This is a genomic window from Pseudomonas sp. TWR1-1-4 (assembly GCF_049897165.1).
GTDB classification, from domain to species: Bacteria; Pseudomonadota; Gammaproteobacteria; order Pseudomonadales; family Pseudomonadaceae; genus Aquipseudomonas; species Aquipseudomonas canadensis.
The window spans coordinates 371912-395319 of the sequence record NZ_JAFCVS010000002.1 but is presented as its reverse complement, the minus strand read 5'-3'; the positions used below and the strand labels follow the sequence as shown (position 1 = coordinate 395319).

The window sequence follows — 23408 nt, the reverse complement described above, 5'->3', positions numbered from 1 at the left end:
ATGGATATCAGTACGCTGCTCAGCCAGGCCGCCTGTAAATGGCCGGACCAGATCGCACTGCACGAACCGGCCAGTGCGCGCACCTTGACCTTCGCCGAGCTGGATCGCGCCCTCAGCGGCGTCGGCCAGGCCCTGGACCACTTGCAGATCGCGCCTAGTGCGCGGGTCGCGCTGCTCGCCGACGCGAGCCTCGACTACTTGCTGGCCGACTACGGCTGCATGGCCAGCGGCCGTGTGCGCGTGCCGCTGGATCCGGCCCTGGCGCTTGATGAACTGCTTGCTCAGCTACAGGACGCGGGCGCTGCCTTGCTGCTGTTTTCCGAGCAGTACGCCGGTGTGGCGCAAGGCTTGGGCATCCGTTGCGTGCCGCTGCACACCGTCACCGAATCCAACCCCGTCGACAACCTCCCACGCCCAGCGCAATCACCCCAGGCGCTGGCCTCGCTCAACTACACCGGCGGCACCACCGGCACGCCCAAGGCGGTGATGCATCGGCATGCCAGCTTGTGCGCGGTGTTGCAGAACATCGTCATGGGCCGCGGCGCCGTGGTCGGCGATGTACTGCTCAACGTCCGCCCGCTATGGCCGATTGCAGCGGTGGCGGTGCTGGCCCATTTGCTCATCGGCGGCCGAGTGGTGTTGGGTGGTCGCTTCGACGGCAAGGCATTCATCGCTCAGCTTACTGAGTACCAGGTGGCGTTCAGCTCTCTTGTGCCTACGCAATTACTGCGTCTGTTGCGCGAAACCGGCCCTGCAGCGGCCGATCTTCCGGTATTCAAGAGCCTCGATATCGGCGCTGCCGCGTTGACCGGCGACGTGCTGGAAGGCTCATGCAGTTTGTTCAGTGAACGCATCGGCGTGCTCTACGGCATGACCGAAGCGCCCTGGAGTTGCTACCTCTCGCCCGCGCAAATGTCGGCGGTGCGCGCGGCCGGCGACAGTGGCGAAGGTGTGGTGGGCCGACCGTTGTTCAGCGCCGCGATCCGTATCGATCAACCGGACGCAAACGGTGTGGGCGAGATTCTGCTCGGCGGCCCGCAATTGATGAGTGGCTACTGGCAACTTGAAGCGCTCAGTGCTAAGACCCTGGACAACGGCTGGCTGCGCAGCGGTGACCTAGGGCGCATTGGCGCCGATGGGCTGCTGCGAGTGCTGGGGCGTTGCAAGGACATCATCCGCAGCGGCGGCAAATCCGTGCAGCCCGGTGAAGTCGAACAGAACCTGCTGAGCCATCCCGGCGTGCAGGACGCCCACGTGTTTGGCCTGGAGGACCTGGAGTGGGGCGAGCAAGTATGCGCAGCCGTGGTATTGGAGGGTTCGCAAGAGCTATCGGCACAGCAGTTGATGGACCACTGCCGCGCCGGTTTGTCGCGCTACAAGGTGCCGCGCCGCATTTACTTCATCGACGAACTACCGCGCTCCCACTACGGCAAGGTGCAGAAAAACCGCCTGCTCGCCGCACTGGGCCTCAAGCCCTAAAGGTTGCCCAACTGCGCCGCGATACCTTCACAGGCGCGGCGCACGTGGCTGGCCAGGGAAGAGCCGGGGTGGGTTTCGTCTTCCATCTCAAGCCCGGCAACGACGACCGCGCCAATGGCTTGCCCGGCTTCCACGCGAATCGGAAACGCCACCGAAGACAGGCCCGGCTTGAACTCGCCGTGGCCGAAGGCGAAGTCCTGCTGGCTACGAATTTGCTCCAGTGCCGGCAGGGCTTTGGCGTAACGCGCTTCGCCGAGGATTGCCTGTGCGGCCGTCTCGCTGTAGGTGGCGAGTACCGCACGCCCGCTGGGGCTGCCGTCGATGGGGAATTGGTCGGCCAGGTCGACAATCACGTTGAGCGGCGTGGTCGGTGTCCACATCCGCTCGATCAACACCACTTGGTCACCCACCGGCACCGACAACGACACAATCGCCTGGCGCTCGCCGATCACCCGTTGCAACTCGATGGCGTAGGGCAGGGCGATCTTGCGCAGGTTCAGGCGGTTCAGGTACGCCGCCGAGTAGATCAGGCATTCCGGGCCGATGCGATAGGTGCCGCCCTGGGATTCGATCAGGCTCCAGTGGGTCAGGGTCTTGAGCAGGCGATGAATGGTGGTGCGGTCTATACCGGTCAGTCGCGCCAGGTCCAGCGCGCTGGCGCCATGCTTGAGGCCCGACAGGGTGCGCAACAGTACGATCGAACGGTCGATAACCTGAACGCGCCCACCGGCGTTTTCCTTACTGCTGGTGGGCGGGGGAGGAGCTGAAGAAATATCCATGGTGGCAGCGGCTTCCGAAATCATTTTGTTCGGCAAGCGCGGATCGCAGGCTTGGCCGGTGACCAAGGTTAGCCGCGATCCGTTGCTGGGTGAAGCCTTGATTTACGTGTCGAAGAACACCAGTGCGCGCAATTCGATGCTGCGCCGTGGCGGCGCGTCCTTTGGCGTGGTGGGGTCATCAAACGCGGTGTGTGCACTCAGCCTGGCTACATCCCGCCGCGAATCGTGGATCTTCAACAGTAAGGCCTCGTCTGGTCGCAACTGCGGATAGTAAAACCAGCGGTGAGCCGGGTTAGCCTTGACCGAAAACGTTTCGCCGACCTTGTCGCGATACACCAGGTCGCTGGGCAACAAATCGCTATCGACCATGCTACGCGCATCGCACAAGGCAAGGGGCGTGCTCAGCACTGTCGCGCCGATGGGCCGCCACACATTGATGATCGCAAAGCGTTTGAGCAGGCGCTGTTCGGCTTCGTCTGGGTCGAGGTGGTCGCGCACACGGCGAATCGCCGAGCGTTCGGTCTGGTCGTTGTGCACGTAGCGCACCGGCTCGCGCAGGCCACGCGCCTCACGGCCAGGGTCATCGACGCGAATCGTATGGTCGAAAATCACCACCTTTATCGCACCAGTCTGCTGTTTGAGCAGGGCTTCGGTTTCCGGGTAGTAATGCAGGCGCACCTGTTCGTCATCCTCCAGGTTGACCACTGCGCTGGCGTGCTCGACCTTCTCGAAGCCCTCACGCTGCAGGCTCGCAGATGTATCCAGCAACCGCGCGTTATGGATGGTCACCTGGGTAGGGTCAAGTACGCCGCTGCGCTGGGCCGCGCCATCGGGTGGCGGGTAGGTGTAGTTCACCGGGCGCTCGCCGGTGTCTTTCAGGTAATTGAGCACGCCGAGCACGGAGGCGGGCGCGAGTTGTGTCTGATGGGTTCCCATAACCATCTCCCGGTGTCAGAACGGTTCCTTGAATGGCCGCAAGTCCAGCTCCTGGGTCCAGGCGCTGCGCGGTTGGGTGTGCAGATACCAATAGGCGTCGGCGATGTCTTCGAGCCGCAATGCGCCGTCCTCGCCCAGCTTGGTCAGGTAGTCGGGCGCACGGCTTTTCACGCGCTCGCCATCGATGGAACCGTCGATGACCACATGGGCGACATGCACATTCTGTGGGCCGAATTCCCGCGCAAACGACTGGCTTACCGAGCGCAGCCCGGCCTTGCCTGCCGCAAACGCGGTGTACGGCGGCTTGCCGCGCAGTGAGGCGGTGGCGCCGGTAAATAACAGGCTGCCGCCACCATTGGCGAGCAAGGTGCGGGTGGCTTCGCGGGCGAATAAAAAGCCCCCCAATGTCGAGGCGCGCCAGGTTTGCTCGAACAACTCGGCGCTCAACTCGAGCGCCGGCTTGGACACCGAATTGCCCACGTTGAAGATCGCCGCCCTGAGTGTGCCGAGCTCATTGACCTGGGCGATGGCGGCGAGCACGTCGGCTTCGATACCCAAGTCGGCCACGATTGCATTGGCTTTGCCGCCGTTCGCTTCTATATCAGCCACCACCGTCTGCAACTTGTCCTGGCTCCTGCCGCTGACCGCTACGCGGTAGTCCTCGCGGGCAAAACGCCTTGCTAAGGCTGCACCCAGCCCGGCAACCGCGCCGACCCCGGCAATCCACACCACTGATTCAGCCATGCGCCACATCCTCCAATGGGGTAAGTGGCTACCAATCTACCCATGGCCGAGCGTGAGGAATAAGAACATCGACAGCTAAGGTTATGCTCGTCTTTTCAGGCATAGGGGATCAGAGGGTTGGCCTGCAATTAAGCCCCCTGGATCCTTTCTTATCGTTCGCCCATGTAAGCGATTGGTTTATGGCCGGTCGAATTGCATTCTTGTTGCGAGGTTATATCCTCATGTTTTTTTAATATTTCTTGTTATATGGCGCGAGCAGTAAAGTGCTGTTGACTCCTTCATGGCCGCCATTGGAAATTGTCTATGAACATCCCGCGCGGACACCCCAGCCCGATTTTGACATTGCCTCAGGGCGATAAAGATCCTCTTTCAATCCGAGCGAAAGCGCTGGTATTTGCCGACCCCCGGTCTCGGCAGTTGCTGGAGTATCTGCAGCGGGTGGCGCCCAGTGACGCGCCAGTGTTGATCAATGGAGAGACGGGCACCGGTAAGGAGTTGGTGGCGCGCTACATCCATTCGAGCAGTGGCCGCACTGGCGCTTTTATTGCGGTCAACTGCGGTGCGATCAGTGAGACCTTGGCTGAAAGCGAGTTTTTTGGCCACGAGGCCGGTTCCTTCTCAGGAGCTGTCGGTCGACGAGCTGGCTGGTTCGAGGAGGCAGATGGAGGGACGCTGTTTCTCGATGAGATTGGTGATCTGCCGCTGCCTTTGCAAGTTAAATTGCTGCGTGTTCTACAGGAACAGGAGGTGGTTCGGGTCGGCTCGCGCAAACCGATCAAGATCAACATCCGATTGGTGACGGCTACCAACGTCAATTTGGAACAGGCCATTGAAGCTGGCAATTTTCGGCTCGATCTGTTCTATCGAATAAACGTCGCCCAAGTGGAAGTTCTGCCGTTAAGGGCACGTCCCTTGGACATTCTGCCGTTGGTGGAACACTTCAGGAAACTCTACAGCGCCCGCCTTAAAATCAATGAGCCTATGCTTTCGGAGTCGGCTACTCAGGCGCTGCTCGATTATCCCTGGCCGGGGAATATCCGAGAGCTCGAGAACGTTGTTCACTTGGCTTTACTGGTGGCCGGCGACAGACCGGTCCGCCCCGAGCACTTGAAGTTCTCGGCAGGCCTTAGTGCATTGCAAGGCGCAAGTTCCAACGGGGTGCAAAAGCTTCCTCAGGAAGTGCTTCGCGAACAGTTTTTGCGATTGTTCGATGTTCCAGGTGATTCGCTCTTGCACGATATTGAGGAGTTGATGGTGCGCGAGGCTTTTGCCTACTGCGGTTTCAACCAGTTACGCACCGCGCAACTACTGGGTATTACCCGCAACGCCATGCGCACCTTACTGGTCAATCACGGCATGCTCAAAGGTCGAGCAAAACCCTGATCTGCGTTCAACCTTGTTTGACCTGGCTGGGTGGGTTACCTATGCGGCGTAGCTGAGGCAGCAACTGCGCGCCCAGGTGAATCGCTTCCTCCAAATGGGGAAAACCCGACAGAATAAAACTGTCCACCCCCAACTGGTGGTACTCCTCGATTCGCTCTGCCACCTGCGCATAACTGCCGACCAACGCTGTTCCTGCGCCGCCGCGTACCAAGCCTACCCCGGCCCAAAGATTGGCTGACACCTCAAGTTCCCGAGCGCCGCGCCCACGGCCCTGCATCAACTGCGTCTGCCTGCTTTGCCCCACCGACTCATATGCCGCCATCTGCCGTTGTGCATGGTCAATGGTATCCGTTGGGATTTCTTCCAGCAGCCGTTCCACGTGGGCCCACGCCGCGTCGTCAGTGACAGCGGCGAACACGTGCAGACGTAGACCGAAGCGCAGAGTACGGCCTTGGGCGGCAGCCAGGTCACGCATGCGTTGGATGCGTTCGGCGATCATGACCGGCGGTTCGCACCACATCAGATATGTTTGCCCATGGGCCGCACCGACACGCTCGGCGGCTTCGGAGGCGCCGCCAAAGTAAATTGGCGGTACGTGTGCGCCTGGCGCAATCGGCGTTTGAATGCCACTGCGGTAGTAACGTCCCTGATGCGCGGGCGGTTGGGCTGCCCACACGGACTGGAACACCTGCAGAAATTCTGCGGTGCGTGCGTAACGTTCATCGTGTTCGAGAAAATCCCCGAGGGAGCGCTGTTCAAAACGGCTGGAGCCGGTCACCACATGCAACGCCAGACGATTCTCGCTGAGCAGTTGCAACGTCGCCGCGCGGTGGGCGGTATAGGCTGGAAGCTCGGTGCCCGGTCGCAGCGTCAGGAGGAATTTCAGGCGGCGCACTTCCTGGGCCAGCACCGCAGTGATCAGCCATGGGTCTTCAAACCCGGCAGCGGTGGGCACCATGATGCCGTCGAAGCCGGCCTGCTCGGTGGCGCGTACGATCTGGCGCAGGTAGTTCAGCGTCGGTGCACGCTCGCCTTGCTGGAACAATCCGACCTTTGGCAAGCCGCTGCTGGTGAGGTGACGGCCATCGCCATTGGTGGGTAAAAACCAGTCCAGTTGGATCGGTGGGCGTAAATCATCAGTCATGGTGCAGGCGCTCCTTGCGCAAACCCTGTTGGAAAAGCAACGGTAAAACCTGTTCGCCAAAGCGCAGCACTTCGCTGACTGACGGCCCGCCCTCCAGGATCAGGTGATTCAAGCCAATTCCGTGCAGTTCTTGCAGGCGTGTAGCGACTTGTTGCGGGGTGCCCACCAGGATCAGCGGTTGGCCGGCTTCCCTTTGCAGCAGGTTGGGATGCACTTCCCACTGGCGCAGCGGGTGGCGTGCACGGGGCAGGGTGGCCAGGGGTTCTTCGGGCAATTGGGGAGCCGATAATAAAGCGGCGGCGGTCTCCCAGGCGAGGTCTTCGCTGTCGCCGAGGATCAACCCAAATGTGCAGGCAAAGTCGAGCGTAGGTTGGACCTGTCGCCAGTGCTGTATCTCCTGGGCCAGTCGTTGTGGATGGCCAGGCGCTAACAGGCAGGTCTGGGCATGTGCCGCCACCAGCGCATGGCTCTGGGTGTCGTCCAGTAGCAACGATGGGGCGGGTATTTCGCGGCGGGTGAAGCCGGCGTTCTCCAGTTGGAAATAACGGCCCTGATAGTCGAACCCGCCGGTGTTGGAAGCCAGCAGTCGTTGCAACAGTTCCAGATATTCGCCAATGCGTTCGCTGCGTTGGTCGCGGTTGAGCCACTCCCCAAAGGCACTGTGTTCGCTATTGGGTAAATGTAGCCGCACACGGTGGCCGCTGATCGACTGCAGGCTTTGCAGGGTAGTGGCCAGCGCGGCTGGAAGCATCACTTCCGGCGGCACACTCACCGACAACTGCACGCTGCGTGTATGCGCACACAAGGCTGCCGCCACGCCCAGGCTGTCGGCACATAACACGCCGCCGGGAATCCAAAGGCCATCGAGCCCGGCGTATTCCACAGCCTGGGCCAATTGAACCCATTGTCCCGGCCGCGCCGCCCAGTCTGGGGTACACAAGGGCATCAACCAGCTGAATTCCAGGGGCATGCATAAGCTCCATTATTCATGGTTTTTTCCAACCCAAGGCCGGGGCGATATCCTGGGCCAGGATTTCCAAACGTTTGAGTATTTGTGCCTGGGTCGAGCTTTCGGCCTGAACCACAGCAATCATGTAGTCAGCATAAGGCAGCAGCGACGGGTCCTGTTGCAAGCTTTCGATCACTTCATCGGGATGGCCGTGGTGCACGTTCATCAAGCGCAGGTGTTCCTGCAAATCCAAGGCTTCGTCGATCAGGCCCTCACGTCGCAGGCGCGGGATATGCCGCTCGATATCCACCGACAGTTCGGCCTGGGCGCTGGCGCGGTCGATGGCGGGGAAAATCGCACGCACCACGCCGATACGCGGTGCGCGGTCAGTGCGGGACCAGGCTTGCAGGTAGGCGTCCGCCAAAGGCTTTTGCACGGTGAGCGGATCATGGGTGGCGGTGCCCAGCAGCAGTCCATTGCCTTGTCGGGCGGTATAGACCGCGCCGTCAGTGCTGCCGTGGGAATGCCAAAGGCGTTCGCCCAGACCGATGGCAGGCGGTTGCAACGTCAATTCGGCGGTCAGCGGTTTACCTTCCAGAAGGCGCTGTAAACGTTGCTGGCGCTCGGCAAAATCCGCCTGGCGCCGGCTTGGGTCGCGATCAAAAGCGCTGAAGTTATCGAGGTTGGCGCCACCACTGCCCAGGCCCAATTGCACCCGCCCGCTGCTCAGAGCATCCAGCACACAGGCGTCTTCGGCCAGGCGGATCGGGTCTTCGAATGGCAACACAATCACCCCGGTGCCCAGTTCGATATGCCGCGTGCGTTCGGCAACGGCCGCCAGCAGCACCAAGGGTGAAGGAAGACGACCAAAGCCATTGCTCAAGTGGTGCTGGGCAATCCAGCCACCGTCGAAGCCGAGGGCTTCAGCCACTTCGAATTGTTCGATCAGGTCGCGGTAGACCTGCTGCGGGTCATCACCAAAAGCGTGGCTGAGGAACCCCAATTTGAACGTCATGAGGAGGCTCCTGTGGGCTGCCAGCCCAGTGCTGGTGCGATGTGTTGGCGGATGATCTCCAGCGCACGGATCGCCTCGCGCAACGGCGTGCTGGTGGTTTGGACTTGAAGGATCAGTTGGTCGTGGGCTGTCAATGGCGGGCCTTGCTGCAATTGCTCGATTATCTGCTCCACCGGGCCGTGCAACACACCGAGGCGCTTGAGGGTGGTGTCGAAGTCAGCGTCCGGCATGCCCTTGAGTACGCCGATTTTTTGCTGGCGTTGCACATAGGCCTGGATATCGCGGCGTGTGGCATCGTCCGGTGCGGCGAGCAACGCCTGCACCCGTGCGACGCGGGCGGGCGTGCCGTTGTCGCCGGTCCAGGCGTTGCGGTAGCGGTTCACCAGTTCAACACCGGCTTGGGCAGGCAAATGCGGATTGGGTGCCATGATCAGGCCGTGGCCACGCTCGGCGACCTGTTCTACCCGCGAAGTGGCTTCCCACAGGCGATGTCTCAAGCCGTTGGCGCGTGGCAACAGGCGTGAGCCGCTGTCGGTCAGCGGCATATTGCCCAGGGCGTTGCGCAGTTGTTGCAGGTGCTGTTCGTAGTCACGATGGCGCGCCTCATGTTCGCGGCCAAACGCCAGGAATGTCTCGGGATCGAAACCCGCGCCAAGGCCCAGTTCCAGCCGGCCATTGCTCAGCACATCCAGCACGGCCGCATCTTCGGCCAGGCGCAGCGGCACTTCCTGGGGCAGTACGACAATCCCGGTGCCCAGGCTGATATGTCGCGTGCGCTGGGCAATGGCGGCCAATAACACCAGCGGCGCGGGCAGGCGCCCGTGTTCACTGGCGAAGTGGTGCTGCGCCACCCAGCCGCTGTCGAAACCCAGTTCTTCAGCGACTCTGAACAGTTCCAGGGTGTCGCGATATACCCTCGGATCAAATTGCGGGCTATAGACCCGGCTCAAAAAGCCCAGGGAAAAACCGCCACTCATGGCTTCATCTCACGGGCCAATTGCATTTGCAACGCGGGTCCGGCGTTGATGGATTCCGGCAGGCCACTGAACGGGCTGATGGTCAGGTAGCCCTTGTTCAGCCACACCGCCTCATCGTTTTGCTGCGCGGCAGTCGCGGCGGGGCTGTATTGGAAGCCGATGCCCGGTTTGCCCGGCAGGTTGAATTGCTTGAGGTCATCGGTGTAGCGCGCTTCGAAGCCCACGTAACTGCCCACACGGGTGAGTTTCACGCCCTTGATCTGCGTGTCCTTGGGCAGGTTCATATTCAAGCCCAGTCCCAGCGGTAGCAGGGCTCCGTCGGGTTGGCGATGCCGGTCGAGGGTGGCGACCAGTTTTGCCACCAATTGGGCGGCGCGCTGTGGGTCTTGCTCCTTCAGGTCGGTGCTCACCGCCAATGCCGGAATACCCGATTGCAACGCCACGCTGGCCGCATTGAAGGTGCCGGAAGCCATATTGATCGCCCCAAGATTATTGCCGGGGTTGGGGCCGACGATCACCAGGTCGGGGTGGGGCAGCACCTTGTCCAGGCCCATCAGCAGGGCCATCACCGGCGTGCCGCTGATTTCGATCTGGACCTCTTTGCCGGCGCATTCGGGACTCTGGCACACGCCTTTATCGGAGGTGCTGATGTAGTAGCTGTCGGGGTAGGCTGGGTCGGTGTCGTGGCCGACCGTGACTTCGCGTCCGAAAAAGAACGCGCCGCCGCGTGCACTCTGGTCACTTTGCGGCGCGGCAATCTTCACGGTGTGCCCCTGGGCTTTCAGCACGGTGTAGAGTGCGCGAATGTTCGGATGCTGATAGCCGTCGTCATTGCTCAGCAAGATGTTCAAGGCGAAGGCTTTGGGGGCGATCAAGCTGGCGAAGGCGAGCATCCAGGCGCTGCGTTTCATGCCCTCTCTCCCGTAAAGCGGTTGTCCGGGCGCGGCAGGCCGAGGTTTTCGCGCAGGGTGGTGCCCTCGTATTCCTGGCGAAACAGCCCACGCGCCTGCAGCAACGGAATCACCTGATCGACGAACACGTCGATGGCGCCAGGGAAGTAGGGGAAGAACACATTGAAGCCATCGCAGGCGCGTGCCTGGAACCATGTCTCGAAGTGATCGGCCACGTCCTCGGCGGTGCCTATCACCGGGTTGCCGCCCGCCAGGCGCAGGTACAGTTGGCGGATGCTGAGGTTTTCCGTGCGCGCCAGTTCCAGCACCTTGTCGCGACGGCTGCCACGTTGGCCCACCGGTGTATCCGGCAACGGGCCGTCAAGGTCATGGCCGGACAGGTCGATGTCATCGCCGAGGGTATCGGCCAGCAGGCGCAGGCCCAGCACTGGGTCGATCAGGGCCTGGAATTCCTTGAACAACGCCTGGGCCTGTTCGCGGGTGTCGGCGATAAATGGCGTGACGCCGGGCAGGATCTTGACGTGGTCCGGGTTACGACCCAGGGCGGCGGCACGGGCCTTGATGTCCTGGTAGAACGCCTGGGCGTCTTGCCGATGATGGGCGTGGGCAAAAATCAGCTCGGCCACACGGGCGGCGAGCTGTTTGCCCGGCTCCGATGCACCGGCCTGCACCAGCACCGGGTGGCCCTGGGGCGGGCGCGCCACATTCAGTGGGCCGCGCACGGAGAAATGCTCGCCGCGGTGGTTGAGGGTGTGCAGTTTGGTCGGGTCGAAATACTCGCCGCTGGCCTTGTCGCGGGTGAAGGCGTCGTCGTCCCAGCTGTCCCACAGGCCCTTGACCACGTCGTGGAACTCTTCGGCGCGCTGGTAGCGGTCGCCGTGGTCCACATGGTGTTCGCGGCCGAAATTCCAGGCTTCATCGGAGACGACCGAGGTCACCAGGTTCCAGGCGGCGCGGCCTTTGGACAGGTGGTCCAGGGAGGCGAACTTGCGCGCGATATGGTACGGCTCGTTGTAGGTGGTGGTCGCGGTGGCGATCAGGCCGATCTTGTGTGTGACGGCCGCCAAGGCCGACATCAAGGTCAGCGGTTCGAAGTGCTCGGCACGGGCGGTACGGCTGAGCGCGTCGTGATGATGCCCCCACAGCGCAACCACGTCGGCGATGAACAGGGCGTCGAACTTGCCGCGTTCGGCGGTTTGGGCGATGTGCTTGAAGTGCTCGAAATCCAGGCTCGCATCGGCCTGGGCCAGTGGGTGGCGCCAGGCGGCGACGTGATGGCCGCTGTTGGCGAGGAAGGCCCCCAGTTTGAGTTGATCGGTACGGCGGGTCATGGACAGGCTCCCATTTGAGTCAGGCAAGGGGCCGGCGAACCGGCCCGTGGAGCAGGATCAGAAGTTGTAGGTCACGCCGGTGTACCAATAGCCGCCGGTGGTGCCGTACGGCGAGAAGTTGCCGTAGGGGAATGCGCCGGAGCTGCTGGCCAGCTTTGTGCGCTCCGGGTACTGGTTGAACAGGTTGTTGGCACCGGCATTCAGAGTGATCGCTGGCGTCAGGTGGTAGTCGATGTTCAGGTCGGTGATCCACGCTGGCGAGAACGTGCGGTCGAAGGCTTCGGCGGTACCGTACTGGGTGTACTCACCGTAGCGGGTCAGGTTGAGGCCGATCTCGAACTTGTCGACGGTCCAGGCGGTGCCCAGCAGCAGTTTGGATTGCGGCAAACCGTACTTGAGGTTGCCCTGGCGCTGACGGTCATAACCACCGGTTGGGCCGAGGGCTTGTTGGGCCACGCTGGAGGCGTGGATGTCGTCGATCTGCGTGGTGTTCCAGTTGAAGCCCAAGGTGTAGCGCAGGTTGCCGTAGGCACCGATGCTCTGGCGGTAGTCGCCGACGAGGTCGACGCCACGTGTGGTGGTATCGAGGGCGTTAGTGAAATAGGTAACCGCCTGGTTCGGGTTGAGGCCCGCTGCGGCGAGGATCGCGCTGATTTGCGGTGTGCCGCCCAGGTAGCCGGTTTGCGCGATGCGGTCCTTGATTTTGATCTGGTAGGCATCCAGGGTGATGCTGGTGGCGTCCGTCGGTTGCAGGGTCAGGCCCAGGCTGAAGTTGGTGGACTTCTCGGGTTTGAGCGTCTCGGCACCAAGCGCCTTGGCCACGTCGGAGTCGACCGCCACGTTACGGTAGTCGAACAGCTGGCCGTTGACGCTGGTTTGCGAGGTGGAGCTATAGATTTGCTGGGCCAATGACGGCGCGCGGAAACCGGTGCTGAAGGTGCCGCGTACTGCCAGGATCGGTGTGAGTTGGTAGCGGGTGGAGAACTTGCCGTTAGTCGTGGTGCCCGAGCCATCGTTGTAGTGCTCGTAGCGACCGGCCAGGTCGACGTGCCATTTATCGGTGAAGTCCTGGCCGATCTCGCCATACCCGGCGAGGCTGGTGCGGCCTTTTTGCGCAGCATCCTGCGGGGTGGTACCGGCACCGGAGATGGTGCCCGGTGCGATCAGGCCACCGCTGGCTCCGGTGGTGAAAGGGCCGCTGGCGTACGAGGCGAGGTCACCCTTGCCGATCTTGTAGTTCTCGTAGCGTTGCTCCAGGCCCCAGGAAATCTGCGTGGGTTTGTGCAGGCCGAGGTCAAATGCGCGGGTCAGATCGAGGTTGTTGGTCCATTGGCTGAAGGTCTTGACGCCGGTGTCCACCGAGGTCGGCGAGTCCGGGCCGTAGCTCAGGTTGTAGGTGTGACGCAGGGTCGCTTCGGCGTGGTCCTGGCCATAGGTGCTGGACAGGTCATAGTCCCAGCCGGCGAGTTCGCCCTTGCCGCCAAACGCTACCTGGAAGTCATTTTCGATAAAACGCAGGGTGTCTTCGATGCCTTCGGGGAAGGGGGTGCGGATGCCATCGAAACTGGCGGGCTGGTGGAAAGCCAGCGGTTTTTCCGAGTTGCGGCGGGTGTAGGTGGAGAATGAGTAGAGCGTGAGGGCATCGTCCACCGGCAGCTCGGCGTTGTAGCCGAAACTGAAGTTGCGTGCCTCGGGCAGGCCGGTGCCGTAGTAGGTGTGTTGCAGGCTGGTGTTGCCGGCCGAGTCGGTATACGGCGCGTTGTCGGAGCGGTCGGAGATCTTCTGTTTCTTCACGTCCAGGGCGAGGTTGATAAAGCCGTCATTGGGCAACGCCAGGCCGATATTGCCGGTTTGCCGCGCGGTTTCGCCGTCGCCGTTCTCATAGTTCTGGCCGTAGCTGGTGGACAGGCTGCCGCCGTGGTCGGTCTGCTTGAGCACGATGTTCACCACTCCACCGATCGCATCCGAACCGTACTGGGCCGAGGCGCCGTCGCGCAGCACTTCGACGTGATCCACCAGGGCGGTGGGGATCATGTCCAGGTCGACTGGTTGCGAGCCAGAGTTGAGGTAGGTGCCGTTGTTGAGCAGCGCGCTGTTATGGCGGCGCTTGCCGTTGACCAGTACTAGCACCTGGTCGCCATTGAGGCCACGCAGGCTGATCGGGCGCACCACCGAGGTTGAGCCGAAGCCCGACGACGCCGGCTGGTTGAGGGACGGCAGCACTCTGCTCAAGGCGCGGGTCAGGTCGCCCTGGCCGGTAGCGAGCAGTTGTTTGGACGAGATCACATCCACCGGTGCGGTGCTCTCGGCCAGGGTGCGCGCCTGGCCACGGTTGCCGATCACCACAACGGTGTCCAAGGGGTTATCGCTAGCCGGCGCGTCGGCGGCAAGAGTCAGGCTGCTGTAGCTGGCGGCTTCGTACAGGGCAATAAACAACAACGTGTGGGCGAAGGCCTTACTGGGTCGGCGACCTGTGGCGCGTGATGCATTCATGATGGGAAATACTCCAGTGGTTTAAGGTGTTGGGCCTTGATAGAGGACGGCTTGTTGAGTTCAAGCTCTGGTGGGAAGGCTGGAGAGCAAGGGCTGTGCCATCTGTTAAAATTGTTTAAAAACATAGGCTTATTGCGTAGTAAGCGGGGGTGTTGGTGTTTTTTTAACAAGCCGAAGGGCAGGGTGTTGGTTTTTGTGCAGGGGCTGTCATCGGCAACCGGGTATTGAGCCGTAAGGCTTGGGTGGTTGTGCTTGGCACACGACTTGCTCTCCCCACGCAACACCCTGAACCCAAGGAAGCTATTTCTGTATGCCTAGACCCGGCCCGCGCAATGCCCTCACCGATATCCCAGGCCTCACGGTCGGCCACGCCACGGACCTGCGCGTCGACACCGGCGTCACAGTGATTCGTCCCAATGGTTTCTGGACTGCCAGCATCGACATTCGCGGCGGTGGCCCTGGCGGGCGTGAAACCGCCGCCTTGGAGCCGGAAAACATGGTCGGTCAACTCCACGCTCTGGTTTTCGCCGGCGGCTCGGTGTTCGGCCTGGGCGCGGCGGATGCCGTGGCGGCAAAACTGTCTCAGGACGAGGTGGGCCTGCACTTGAAACCCGGCGCCCCGGCAATCCCCATAGTGCCCGCCGCCGTGTTGCACGACCTGGCCAACGGCGGCGACAAGGACTGGGGCCTGGACCCGCCTTACCGACGCCTGGGCTTTGAAGCGCTGGCCAATGCTGGAGAAGATTTCGAGTTGGGCTCGGTGGGCGCCGGCCGTGGCGCCATGGCCGGTGTATTGAAAGGCGGGCTGGGTACCGCCTCGCTGGACCTGGGTGACGGATTGATCGTCGCCGCACTGGTCGTCGCCAACCCCATTGGCTCGGTGTACATGCCCGACGGTAAAACGTTCTGGGCCTGGCCCTGGGAAGTCGCGGGGGAATTCGGTGGCCGGCGGCCTGAAGCCGAGATGGACTGCAGCGACCCGATGCCGGAGTTGTCACGCCTGGATTCGATGGGCCGCCTGCAAGCCGGGGCCAACACGACGCTGGTGGTGGTCGCCAGTACCGCTCGGCTCACTGTGGCTGAGTGCAAGCGCGTGGCGATCATGGCTCAGGACGGAATTGCCCGTGCGGTGCGTCCGGCGCATTTGCCGTTTGATGGGGACACTGTATTTGCCTTGGCGTCGGCGGCGGTTGAGTTGACCGATGGCCCACGGCGGCAGGTGGAGATTGGTTGTATTGGCTCGGCGGCTGCGGATTGCGTGGCGCGGGCGATCGCCAGAGGGGTGTTCAGTGCCAGGGGCTAGCCACTATCCACTGTAGGAACCGGCTCGCCGGCGACGGCGGCGGTTTAGCTTGCGCCTGTATTAACTGACAGACCGCTAACGCCGACAAGCCGGCTCCTGCTGCTCAGGTGAAAGGTGATAGGCGCGTCTGTGCCTTTGCCGCCAGCTCCGGCAACTTCAACGCCTCATACACCCGTACCAAACTCCGATTCGTCGGCACATCCCACCCGTCATACCGGCGCCGCAATTCCAGTGTCTGCTGCGCCCCCAACCAATCCCCGGCCTTCACGCGTGCATCCAGCTCCACCAGGGCAAACAGATCGCGCTGTGCGTGGCTGCCACCAATCTCATTCAGCCGGGGAAGGGCGATCGTCAGTTGCGCCAGCGACTGTTGCCAGTCGCCACGTGCATGGGCCAATAAGCCCTTCGCCAACGGCAGGGTCACTTCGCCCCACACCGGCCGTGCGTCAAAGCTGTACTGGCGCAACGTCGCCAGCAACCTATCCGCCTCCGGCTTGCCCGCCCGGGCCAAGCCATACAGGTACTGCACGCTCAGGAACGGCTGTACCGTATCGCAGACCCGGCGTTGCAGGTACGGTGCCAGCGCCTGCCAGCGCTCGCCCACATCGATGCCGGCCAGTTCCAATCGCGCGAGCAAGGACACGGCGCCGACCTGGTCCTGGGAGTATTCCGGGAGAATGCCCCACACGTGTTGGTCGTAAATCTCCAGCACGCGCTGATTCTCGCCCCGCGCCAGGTAGAACAACGCCAGGTGCCACCAGTTGTGGGTGTACATGAACGAGTTCAAACCGTCCCAGTGATGGGTCACGCTTTCCAGGAATACCGTGCCTTCCTCGATACGTCCCTGGGTCAGCATCACATGGGCCAGGGCGTGCTGGGCCCAAGGCTCCGAGGGTTGCAGGCGCAAGGCTTGCAGCGCGCTGGCTTCGGCGTCTTCAAGCAGGTGGCATTGCTCGTAGGCGAAGGCCAGCAGACCGTGGCTGTGGGCAATATCGGGTGCGCCAGCGGTGGCCTTTAGGCCGATGCGCAACAGGGCGGGCCAGTTGCCGCGGTTGAATTCCAGGTACTGGTTGAGCTTGGCGGCGAATAGGTCGCGGGGGTAGCGGTCGAGCAGGTTTTCGCTCAAATGCAGGACCTGATCGAGGTCGTCCTTGATCCAGGCTTGCAGCACGCCAAGGTACAGCTCAGCGCGCGGGTGAGCGGCGTGCGCCGCACGTTGGTGGTATTGTTCCGCCAGTGCCGGGCCCTCGGGCGACTCGCTGAACATCAGCAGCAAGCCGGCAAACGCATTAGCCAGCGCGGAGCCGGGATCGGCATCGGCGGTGGCAAGGATGCGTTCGGCACGGGGCTGGTAGCCGAGGAAGCCGCCTATGAAGTCGTCCAGCCCTTGGCGGGTGGTGGGGTCGGTGGTGTCGATGGGGTTGCCCAGGTAATCCAGTGACATAGTGGCGAGGCTCGTTTATTCAGATGACGGTTACAGGGGCAAACCTTGTGCCATCGACCAGCGATGAACCCCTGTGGGAGGGGGCTTGCCCCCGATAGCGGCGTGTCAGTTGGCTCATTCATTGATGACCGACCGGTATCGGGGGCAAGCCCCCTCCCGCATTTGAAATGCTTTGCTGCTGCTTTTTGCACACTCAGGCGCAGCTCTGTGGTTTTTTCATCAGCGCGATCACCACCAACCCCAGCAATACCCGCCCAACCGGCCATGGCACAACGCTTGCAAAACCCTCGTTATATTTTTCAATTCGAGGAGACTCCATGCGCTCATTCTCTTTCCGCCGTGCCCTCACGTCCGTGGCACTGTGCACCACGTTGTTGGCCGGCCAGGCTCAAGCGCAACCCCAGGAGGGCGGGGTGCTCAACCTGGTGGCCCAGCCGGAGCCGCCCTCGCTGATGCACGGCGTAGTCAGCCATGTGTCGACCCAATACGTGAGCGGCAAGGTGCTCCAGGGCCTGCTCACCTTCGACACACACCTTGCGCCCAAACCGGTATTGGCCAAAGCCTGGACTATCTCCCCTGACGGCCTCACCTATACCTTCGACTTGCAGGACGGCGTGCACTGGCACGACGGTCCAGCGTTCACCGCCGATGACGTGGTGTTCAGCTTCCAGACCTTCTACCCCGAGGTGGACAAGCGCCTTGGCGGTATCATCACCGAGTACGTCGAGAGCATCACCGCCAGAGGTACGCTGCAGGTGGTCTTCCACCTGAAGAAACCTTTCGCACCGTTGCTTTCGGCCTTGGGCAGCGGCTTGCGCCCGGTGGTGCCGAAGCACCTTTACGAGAACACCGACTTTCGTAACAACCCCTATAACCTAAAACCGGTGGGTACCGGGCCGTTTGTGTTCGTCGAGTGGAAACGAGGCGCCTATATCAAACTGGCTAAGAACCCCAACTACTGGAAAAAGGGCCTGCCGCACCTCGACAGCATCATCTTCCACGTCATTCCTGATGCCTCTTCGCGTGCCGCCGCGTTCGAGCGTAACGACGTGCAAGTGCTGCGCAGCGGCGATGCGGATTACTCAGACCTTAAGCGCCTAACCGCCTTGCCCGATGTGCAGTCGTCGGAGAAGGGCTGGGAGTTGTACTCGGGTCTGGCCTTCCTGCAAATCAACACGCGCAAGCCACCGTTGAACAACCCCAAGGTGCGCCAGGCGATCCTGTATGCGCTGAACCGACAGTTCATCGTCGATAACATCTTCTTCGGCTCGGGCAAGGTCGCCCAGGGGCCGTTTGTGTCCAGCTCGCCTTACCACGATCCCCAGTTGCCGCAGTACGCCTATGATGTGAAAAAGGCCAAAGCGCTGATTGCCGAATCCGGCGTTGATGTCGGCGCGGTGCGCATTCGCCTGCTCAATGGCGAGAAGGGTGGTGCCTGGGAGCGCCTGGCCGAATACACCAAGCAGTCCTTGCAGCCCCTGGGTTTCAAGGTGCAGGTGGTTACATCCGACGCGGCGACCTGGTTCCAGCGCGTGAGCGACTGGGACTTCGACCTGACCTACAATTTTATCTTCCAGATCGGCGATCCCTACCTGACCAGCGCCTATCTGTTCCGCTCCGACTACATACTCAAAACTTCTCCGTTCGCCAACGTCAGCGGCTACAACAGCGCAGAGGCCGATGCCTTGTGGGCGAAAGTCGCCGATACCCCGGAAGGCCCGGAGCGCAAACAGCTCTACAGCCAGCTGGAGAACCTGCTGAACACCGACCTGCCCATCGCACCGATCTTCGAAATGCGTTACCCGACGCTGTTTCACAAACAGGTGAAAAACCTGCTGCAGACCGCTACCAGCCTTAATGAGGACTACGAGAGCGTGTACCTCGAGGCCCTGACGCCATGAACGGCGTGTTGTATTTCAGCGGGCGGCTCGTCAAGGCGTTGCTGATGGTGGTGGCGGTGCTGGTGCTGAGTTTCCTGCTGATTCGACTGGCGCCGGGCGATCCTGCATTGCTGTTGGCCGGAGAGGCAGGAGTGGACGATGTGCAGTTTATCGAGCAACTGCGCCAGACCATGGGCCTGGATAAACCGTTGCTCCAGCAGTTGCTGATATACCTGGGCAATATCGCCCACCTGGACCTGGGTTATTCCTACCGAAATCAGACCTCGGTGTGGTCGCTGATCGCCGAGCGGTTGCCGGCGACGCTGGCATTGATGGGCTCGGCCTTTGTAGTTTCTTCCGTGCTCGGCGTGACCTTAGGTGTGCTGGCGGCGCGGGCACGGCAGAAGCGGCATTGGCTGGACGGCGTGATCTCCCATGGTGCTTTGTTGCTGTACGCGATGCCGCCGTTCTGGCTGGCGATGCTGATGATTTTGCTGTTCTCCGTCAGTCTGGATTGGTTGCCGGCGTTCGGTATGGAGACCGTGGGCCGGGACTTCTTGCTGCTGGATCGCCTGCGGCATCTGTTGTTGCCGTGCCTATCCCTGAGCGTGCTGTTTCTGGCTCTGTATATCCACCTCACCCGAGCCGCCGTGCTCGATGCTCTTGGTCAGGAATACGTACGCACTGCCCACGCCAAAGGCCTGTATCCACGGCGGATTCTGTATGTACATGTGTTGCGCAATGCACTGCTGCCGGTGGTGACTTTCGCTGGTTTGCAACTCGGCCAACTGGCCAGCGGTGCGTTACTGGTGGAGGTGGTGTACTCCTGGCCTGGCATTGGCCGCTTGATGTATGACTCATTGGCCCAGCGTGACTACGGTGTGTTGATGGGCGGCTTTCTGGTGATCTCGATTTTGGTGGTGGGCTTCAATGTGTTGACCGATGTGATTTGCCGTTTGCTCGACCCACGTATTGGCGCTGGAGGACAGGGCTGATGGCGGTGCTCACACGCTTTATTCACCAGCCGTCGGCGCTGGCCGGCGCGGTGTTTTTGCTGGTGTTAGCAGCACTAGCGACTGCCGCACCGTGGCTCACCAGTAGCTCGCCCTGGGAAATGAACACCCAACCGATGCTACCGCCGTTCCACGATTCGGCGCACTGGCTGGGCAGCGATATGCTTGGCCGCGACCTCGGCAGCGGCTTGCTCTACGGCGCCCGTGTGTCCCTGGCCGTGGGGGTGTTGACCAGTCTGGCGACCTTGCTGGTGGGGCTGCTCGTCGGCGCTGTCGCCGGTTATTTCGGTGGATGGCTCGACGGCGCGCTGATGCGGATAGCCGAGTTCTTTCAGATCATTCCGCAGTTAGTGTTGGCGGTGATCCTGGTGGCGGTGCTGGAGCCGTCCCTGGGTTCCATCGTGCTGGCGATTTCGCTGGTAGCGTGGCCGGGCGTCGCGCGGCTAGTGCGCAGCGAATTCCTTACCCTGCGACAACGTGAGTTTGTGCAGGCGGCGCGGGTGCTGGGGCAATCGCCATTAGGCATCATCAGCCAACAAATCCTGCCCAATGCCTTGGCGCCGTTGTTGGTGACCATGACCTTTGTGATGGCCACTGCAGTTCTCACCGAAGCCGCGTTAGCGTTTCTCGGCCTGAGCGACCCTGAGGCCATGAGCTGGGGTTACATGATCAACGCATCACGTGGGCTGCTGCGGGATGCCTGGTGGATGAGTTTCTTGCCGGGGGTGGCGATTGTGCTGTGCGTGCTGGCCGTGAACCGGGTGGGCGAAGGCCTGCGCGTGGCCTTTGAACCGGGGAGGTCACTATGACGTTGCTCAGTGTGGAAAACCTGCGTATCGCCTTGCCGGCCGGTGCCGACCGCAGTCACGCGCTGTATGACCTGTCGCTGCAATTGCGCAGCGGCGAATGCCTATGTGTAGTGGGCGAGTCCGGCTCGGGCAAGTCGATGTTGGCCAAGGCATTGTTGCGCCAGTTACCGACGCCGCTGAGCGTGGAAAGCGGGCGACTGGTGTTTCGTGATGAAGACCTGGCGAAGCTCAGTGAAACCGCGATGCGCCAGCTGCGCGGGCGAGATATAAGCATGGTGTTCCAGGAGCCCATGAGCGCGCTGAACCCGCTGCTGCGCGTGGGTGAGCAGATCGATGAAACCCTGCGCGCCCACGGGGTGAAATCGGCCCAGGAGCGTCGCCGACGGGTTGTGGAATTGCTGGGTTATGTCGGCCTGCCCGAGCCTGAACGCCTGCGCCTGGTCTATCCCTTTGAGCTCTCCGGTGGCCAGCGTCAGCGCGTGGTCATCGCCATGGCGTTGGCGTTCGATCCCTCGTTACTGATCGCCGACGAACCGACCTCGGCGCTGGATGTGACCACCCAGGCGCAGATCATCGATCTGTTACGCAAGATTCAACAGGATAAGGGCATGTCGCTGTTGTTCATCACCCATGATTTCGCCGTGGTCGAGGCCATTGCCGACCGCGTGCTGGTGCTGGAAAAAGGTCAACTGGTGGAGCAGGGCAGCGCCCATCAAGTATTGCGCAAGCCTCAGGCGCTTTATACCCAGCAACTGCTGGCAGCGGTCTCGGCGCAACCTCGGGCCCCGCGCACAACGGTGGACGGGAGTGTGGTGCTCAAGGCCGAGCAACTCAATAAAGTGTTTCGCAGCAACAGCGGTTGGTGGCGCAAGCGTGCTACCCAGGCCCTGGCGCAGGTTCAGCTGACCCTGCGCGAGGGTGAAACCCTCGGCATTGTTGGGGAGTCGGGCTCGGGGAAATCCACTCTGGGCCGTTGCCTTGTTCGGCTGCTACGTGCTGACAGTGGTCAAATTCAATGGCTGGGGCAGGATGTAACGGCGCTGTCCGAAGGGCGTTTGCGAGCATTGCGTAGCGATGTGCAGATGATTTTCCAGGACCCGTTTGCCTCGCTCAATCCGCGCCAGACCGTCGGTCGTATCGTCATGACCGGCCCGCAGGTACAGGGGCACTCAAAGGCCGAGGCCGAGCGGCGCACGCGCTCATTTTTGGCGTTGGTTGGGCTACCCGCCACGGCGTTCGAGCGCTATCCCCATGAGTTCTCCGGTGGCCAGCGCCAACGTATCGGTATCGCCCGTGCCTTGGCTGTGGAGCCGAAAATACTCATCGCGGACGAATGCGTTTCCGCTCTGGATGCGCTGATCCAGGTACAGATTCTCGAGTTGCTTGAAGACCTGCAACGTCGGCTCAAGCTGAGCATTGTGTTCATCACCCACGATTTGCGAGTGGCCGCCAGACTGTGTGATCGCATTGCCGTGATGCAGGGCGGGCATGTGGTGGAGCAGGGGGAAGCGGCAACGCTACTGGTCCATCCGCAACATGCTTATACCCAGACCTTATTGCGTGGCTTCTCCAGAACCCTCCTCCCTTCGACAGTCACTCCTCAAAACCTTGAATTCAAAGAGGCTTGTCCCACTCATGACTGATTTACACGCATTTTCTGATTTACCTCTGGTGCGGGGCGAGCGGGTGGAAATCCGTCCAGGACGGTACCTGAGCATCGCTTATCAACCAGGCACGCATCAGGCAGATACAGTCTTGTTCTTCGGGCATGGTGGTGGTGGTCACAAGGATCAATGGCGCGAGTTATGGCAGTCGTTGTCCGATCAGGGATACAGCCTGGTGGCGTGGGACCTGTTGGGGCACGGCGATAGTGAAAAGCCGCGCCAGCCGCAGGCCTATGCCTGGTCGGAACTGGTGGCAGATCAGCTGGAAATACTGAGCCGCTACGCTGCACGTCGGAATATCCTGGTTGCACATTCCTTTGGTACCGGACTGGGGTTGAGTGCCTTGCTGGAGCTTCCACGCAGGTTGCCGCAGGTGACCATAGATGGCGCCCTGTTGCTAGGCACACAACTGCATCGCCCGTTGAGCCGTGGTGGTCTGATGTCTCTGCCTGCCTGGGTGTTGGAGCTGCTGCGGCCGTTGCTGGCCAAGGGCTTTCGTCAGCGTGCGTGGCACTCCGCAGCCGATCCCCGGCTGGTCGCCTACGAGGAAAGCTTGACCCGTCGCAATCGTCTGTATGTGTTCAAGTCTCTACTGCAAAACGCCCAATGGCCCGACGCCGATGCCCTGGCCCGACTGACGTTGCCGACTTATGTGTTAGCGGGAGACAGCGACGGGCTGACGCCCTCCAGTGGGGGTGAAGCGCTCGCCCGACAGCTGCCAACGGGTAGCTTTGAGGTGTTGGAGCGGTGTGGTCATCAATTGATGTTGGAGCGGCCTGCGCAGGTGCTGGCGGCGTTCCAGAGGCTGATGAAAAAACTTGATCAGCGTCCAGGTTCGTCCGGTTGAGCTGGCTTCAGTTGATAAAGCGCGCAGCTGAGAAATGCACCGTTGGCGCTGACCAGGCGTTTACTCCGGCTCGCCGACAACACGGCCACGCCTTCGAAAGCCCAATGCTCGAGAAAGGCGGTCTCCGACACTTTTATAACTATAAATTCATATTTTTTACTTATTGATACCTTTTAGTTATTTTTATTTTAATAATCAGACGCAGATAGCCGGCGTGAGAAGGCTTAAGTTAATTCCAAAAAGATATTTATTTGTTCTTTTTAAGATCGATTAGCTTTATGTCTGTGGAAAGCGTTGCGCTCCCTGC

General features: G+C 61.4%; 19 protein-coding genes and 1 pseudogene. 8 read left to right on the top strand and 12 right to left on the bottom strand.

Annotation, left to right across the window (positions count from 1 at the left end; translation table 11 throughout):
• The gene (locus ACP7C6_RS06520) at positions 1–1479 is read left to right on the top strand and encodes a class I adenylate-forming enzyme family protein (protein ID WP_150675469.1); all 1479 of its coding nucleotides are present in this window, start codon (positions 1–3) and stop codon (positions 1477–1479) included.
• Here the strand turns inward: ACP7C6_RS06520 and ACP7C6_RS06515 are convergent.
• The 3 genes from ACP7C6_RS06515 to ACP7C6_RS06505 all read right to left on the bottom strand — a co-directional run bounded on the left by ACP7C6_RS06515 (position 1476) and on the right by ACP7C6_RS06505 (position 3938).
• Positions 1476–2258, bottom strand: coding sequence for an IclR family transcriptional regulator (locus ACP7C6_RS06515; RefSeq protein WP_012723440.1), 783 nt, complete (start codon positions 2256–2258; stop codon positions 1476–1478). The two genes, ACP7C6_RS06520 and ACP7C6_RS06515, sit on opposite strands and share 4 nt — an antisense overlap.
• A gap of 102 nt (positions 2259–2360) precedes the next feature.
• Complete coding sequence (locus tag ACP7C6_RS06510; RefSeq protein WP_043205147.1) at positions 2361–3194, bottom strand: CmcJ/NvfI family oxidoreductase; 834 nt, start codon at positions 3192–3194, stop codon at positions 2361–2363.
• Positions 3195–3209: 15 nt separating this feature from the next.
• The gene (locus tag ACP7C6_RS06505) at positions 3210–3938 is read right to left on the bottom strand and encodes an SDR family NAD(P)-dependent oxidoreductase (protein ID WP_093545079.1); all 729 of its coding nucleotides are present in this window, start codon (positions 3936–3938) and stop codon (positions 3210–3212) included.
• 303 nt (positions 3939–4241) lie between these two features.
• Here ACP7C6_RS06505 and ACP7C6_RS06500 point away from each other — a divergent pair, with 303 nt between their 5' ends.
• On the top strand, positions 4242–5321 hold the full coding sequence (locus ACP7C6_RS06500; RefSeq protein WP_214498248.1) for a sigma-54 interaction domain-containing protein: 1080 nt from the start codon (positions 4242–4244) through the stop codon (positions 5319–5321).
• Between the two features lie 7 nt (positions 5322–5328).
• Here ACP7C6_RS06500 and ACP7C6_RS06495 read toward each other — a convergent pair whose 3' ends face one another.
• Genes ACP7C6_RS06495 through ACP7C6_RS06465 form a run of 7 tightly spaced genes read right to left on the bottom strand, consistent with a single transcriptional unit; the run spans position 5329 to position 14141 of the window.
• Positions 5329–6465 carry an LLM class flavin-dependent oxidoreductase gene (locus tag ACP7C6_RS06495; protein ID WP_150054153.1) on the bottom strand — a complete coding sequence of 379 codons (1137 nt, stop codon included), beginning with the start codon at positions 6463–6465 and terminating at the stop codon, positions 5329–5331.
• On the bottom strand, positions 6458–7435 hold the full coding sequence (locus tag ACP7C6_RS06490; protein WP_093545150.1) for an LLM class flavin-dependent oxidoreductase: 978 nt from the start codon (positions 7433–7435) through the stop codon (positions 6458–6460). The genes ACP7C6_RS06495 and ACP7C6_RS06490 overlap by 8 nt, the downstream gene beginning before the upstream one ends.
• Before the next feature lie 16 nt (positions 7436–7451).
• Complete coding sequence (locus tag ACP7C6_RS06485) at positions 7452–8429, bottom strand: LLM class flavin-dependent oxidoreductase (protein WP_426108441.1); 978 nt, start codon at positions 8427–8429, stop codon at positions 7452–7454.
• Positions 8426–9406: an LLM class flavin-dependent oxidoreductase gene (locus ACP7C6_RS06480; RefSeq protein WP_426108440.1), complete on the bottom strand. Its 981-nt coding sequence runs from the start codon at positions 9404–9406 to the stop codon at positions 8426–8428. The genes ACP7C6_RS06485 and ACP7C6_RS06480 overlap by 4 nt, the downstream gene beginning before the upstream one ends.
• A complete protein-coding gene (locus ACP7C6_RS06475) occupies positions 9403–10317 on the bottom strand; it encodes a 5'/3'-nucleotidase SurE (RefSeq protein WP_214498252.1) in 915 nt (304 codons plus the stop codon). Before ACP7C6_RS06475 ends, ACP7C6_RS06480 begins: the two co-directional genes overlap by 4 nt.
• Positions 10314–11648, bottom strand: coding sequence for an LLM class flavin-dependent oxidoreductase (locus ACP7C6_RS06470; protein WP_150675475.1), 1335 nt, complete (start codon positions 11646–11648; stop codon positions 10314–10316). The genes ACP7C6_RS06475 and ACP7C6_RS06470 overlap by 4 nt, the downstream gene beginning before the upstream one ends.
• Positions 11649–11705: 57 nt before the next feature.
• Complete coding sequence (locus ACP7C6_RS06465) at positions 11706–14141, bottom strand: TonB-dependent receptor plug domain-containing protein (RefSeq protein ID WP_426108439.1); 2436 nt, start codon at positions 14139–14141, stop codon at positions 11706–11708.
• Positions 14142–14451: 310 nt separating this feature from the next.
• On the opposite strand from ACP7C6_RS06465, the gene ACP7C6_RS06460 reads away from it, so the two are divergent.
• Positions 14452–15444, top strand: a complete 993-nt coding sequence (locus tag ACP7C6_RS06460) for a P1 family peptidase (RefSeq protein ID WP_150054148.1) — start codon at positions 14452–14454, stop codon at positions 15442–15444.
• 103 nt (positions 15445–15547) lie between these two features.
• Here the strand turns inward: ACP7C6_RS06460 and ACP7C6_RS06455 are convergent, their stop codons facing one another.
• Positions 15548–16888, bottom strand: coding sequence for a tetratricopeptide repeat protein (locus ACP7C6_RS06455; RefSeq protein WP_426108438.1), 1341 nt, complete (start codon positions 16886–16888; stop codon positions 15548–15550).
• Positions 16889–17205: 317 nt separating this feature from the next.
• Between ACP7C6_RS06455 and ACP7C6_RS06450 the strand changes: the two genes are divergently transcribed.
• The 5 genes from ACP7C6_RS06450 to ACP7C6_RS06430 are packed head-to-tail and all read left to right on the top strand — an operon-like array spanning position 17206 to position 23101.
• Positions 17206–18789 (top strand): ABC transporter substrate-binding protein, encoded by a 1584-nt coding sequence (locus ACP7C6_RS06450; protein ID WP_308908823.1) that lies wholly within the window; start codon positions 17206–17208, stop codon positions 18787–18789.
• On the top strand, positions 18786–19763 hold the full coding sequence (locus ACP7C6_RS06445; RefSeq protein WP_308908824.1) for an ABC transporter permease: 978 nt from the start codon (positions 18786–18788) through the stop codon (positions 19761–19763). The genes ACP7C6_RS06450 and ACP7C6_RS06445 overlap by 4 nt, the downstream gene beginning before the upstream one ends.
• Entirely contained in the window at positions 19763–20590 is an 828-nt protein-coding gene (locus ACP7C6_RS06440) for an ABC transporter permease (protein ID WP_012723455.1), read from the top strand. The genes ACP7C6_RS06445 and ACP7C6_RS06440 overlap by 1 nt, the downstream gene beginning before the upstream one ends.
• Positions 20587–22233 (top strand): dipeptide ABC transporter ATP-binding protein, encoded by a 1647-nt coding sequence (locus ACP7C6_RS06435; protein ID WP_426108437.1) that lies wholly within the window; start codon positions 20587–20589, stop codon positions 22231–22233. The genes ACP7C6_RS06440 and ACP7C6_RS06435 overlap by 4 nt, the downstream gene beginning before the upstream one ends.
• Positions 22226–23101: an alpha/beta fold hydrolase gene (locus ACP7C6_RS06430; protein ID WP_426108436.1), complete on the top strand. Its 876-nt coding sequence runs from the start codon at positions 22226–22228 to the stop codon at positions 23099–23101. Before ACP7C6_RS06435 ends, ACP7C6_RS06430 begins: the two co-directional genes overlap by 8 nt.
• On the opposite strand, the pseudogene ACP7C6_RS06425 reads toward ACP7C6_RS06430, so the two are convergent.
• Positions 23089–23238: pseudogene (locus ACP7C6_RS06425) on the bottom strand (helix-turn-helix domain-containing protein); the annotation flags it as partial. The gene ACP7C6_RS06430 and the pseudogene ACP7C6_RS06425 sit on opposite strands and share 13 nt — an antisense overlap.
• Positions 23239–23408 lie beyond the last annotated feature (170 nt).

Bases quoted from the DNA above. Each gene is read 5' to 3' on its own strand.
- ACP7C6_RS06485 (WP_426108441.1), bottom strand. From the start codon at position 8,429: ATGACGTTCAAATTGGGGTTCCTCAGCCACGCTTTTGGTGATGACCCG.
- ACP7C6_RS06440 (WP_012723455.1), top strand. From the start codon at position 19,763: ATGGCGGTGCTCACACGCTTTATTCACCAGCCGTCGGCGCTGGCCGGC.
- ACP7C6_RS06445 (WP_308908824.1), top strand. From the start codon at position 18,786: ATGAACGGCGTGTTGTATTTCAGCGGGCGGCTCGTCAAGGCGTTGCTG.
- ACP7C6_RS06505 (WP_093545079.1), bottom strand. From the start codon at position 3,938: ATGGCTGAATCAGTGGTGTGGATTGCCGGGGTCGGCGCGGTTGCCGGG.
- ACP7C6_RS06435 (WP_426108437.1), top strand. From the start codon at position 20,587: ATGACGTTGCTCAGTGTGGAAAACCTGCGTATCGCCTTGCCGGCCGGT.
- ACP7C6_RS06465 (WP_426108439.1), bottom strand. From the start codon at position 14,141: ATGAATGCATCACGCGCCACAGGTCGCCGACCCAGTAAGGCCTTCGCC.
- ACP7C6_RS06455 (WP_426108438.1), bottom strand. From the start codon at position 16,888: ATGTCACTGGATTACCTGGGCAACCCCATCGACACCACCGACCCCACC.
- ACP7C6_RS06475 (WP_214498252.1), bottom strand. From the start codon at position 10,317: ATGAAACGCAGCGCCTGGATGCTCGCCTTCGCCAGCTTGATCGCCCCC.
- ACP7C6_RS06480 (WP_426108440.1), bottom strand. From the start codon at position 9,406: ATGAGTGGCGGTTTTTCCCTGGGCTTTTTGAGCCGGGTCTATAGCCCG.
- ACP7C6_RS06500 (WP_214498248.1), top strand. From the start codon at position 4,242: ATGAACATCCCGCGCGGACACCCCAGCCCGATTTTGACATTGCCTCAG.
- ACP7C6_RS06450 (WP_308908823.1), top strand. From the start codon at position 17,206: ATGCGCTCATTCTCTTTCCGCCGTGCCCTCACGTCCGTGGCACTGTGC.
- ACP7C6_RS06515 (WP_012723440.1), bottom strand. From the start codon at position 2,258: ATGGATATTTCTTCAGCTCCTCCCCCGCCCACCAGCAGTAAGGAAAAC.
- ACP7C6_RS06460 (WP_150054148.1), top strand. From the start codon at position 14,452: ATGCCTAGACCCGGCCCGCGCAATGCCCTCACCGATATCCCAGGCCTC.
- ACP7C6_RS06520 (WP_150675469.1), top strand. From the start codon at position 1: ATGGATATCAGTACGCTGCTCAGCCAGGCCGCCTGTAAATGGCCGGAC.
- ACP7C6_RS06495 (WP_150054153.1), bottom strand. From the start codon at position 6,465: ATGACTGATGATTTACGCCCACCGATCCAACTGGACTGGTTTTTACCC.
- ACP7C6_RS06510 (WP_043205147.1), bottom strand. From the start codon at position 3,194: ATGGGAACCCATCAGACACAACTCGCGCCCGCCTCCGTGCTCGGCGTG.
- ACP7C6_RS06470 (WP_150675475.1), bottom strand. From the start codon at position 11,648: ATGACCCGCCGTACCGATCAACTCAAACTGGGGGCCTTCCTCGCCAAC.
- ACP7C6_RS06430 (WP_426108436.1), top strand. From the start codon at position 22,226: ATGACTGATTTACACGCATTTTCTGATTTACCTCTGGTGCGGGGCGAG.
- ACP7C6_RS06490 (WP_093545150.1), bottom strand. From the start codon at position 7,435: ATGCCCCTGGAATTCAGCTGGTTGATGCCCTTGTGTACCCCAGACTGG.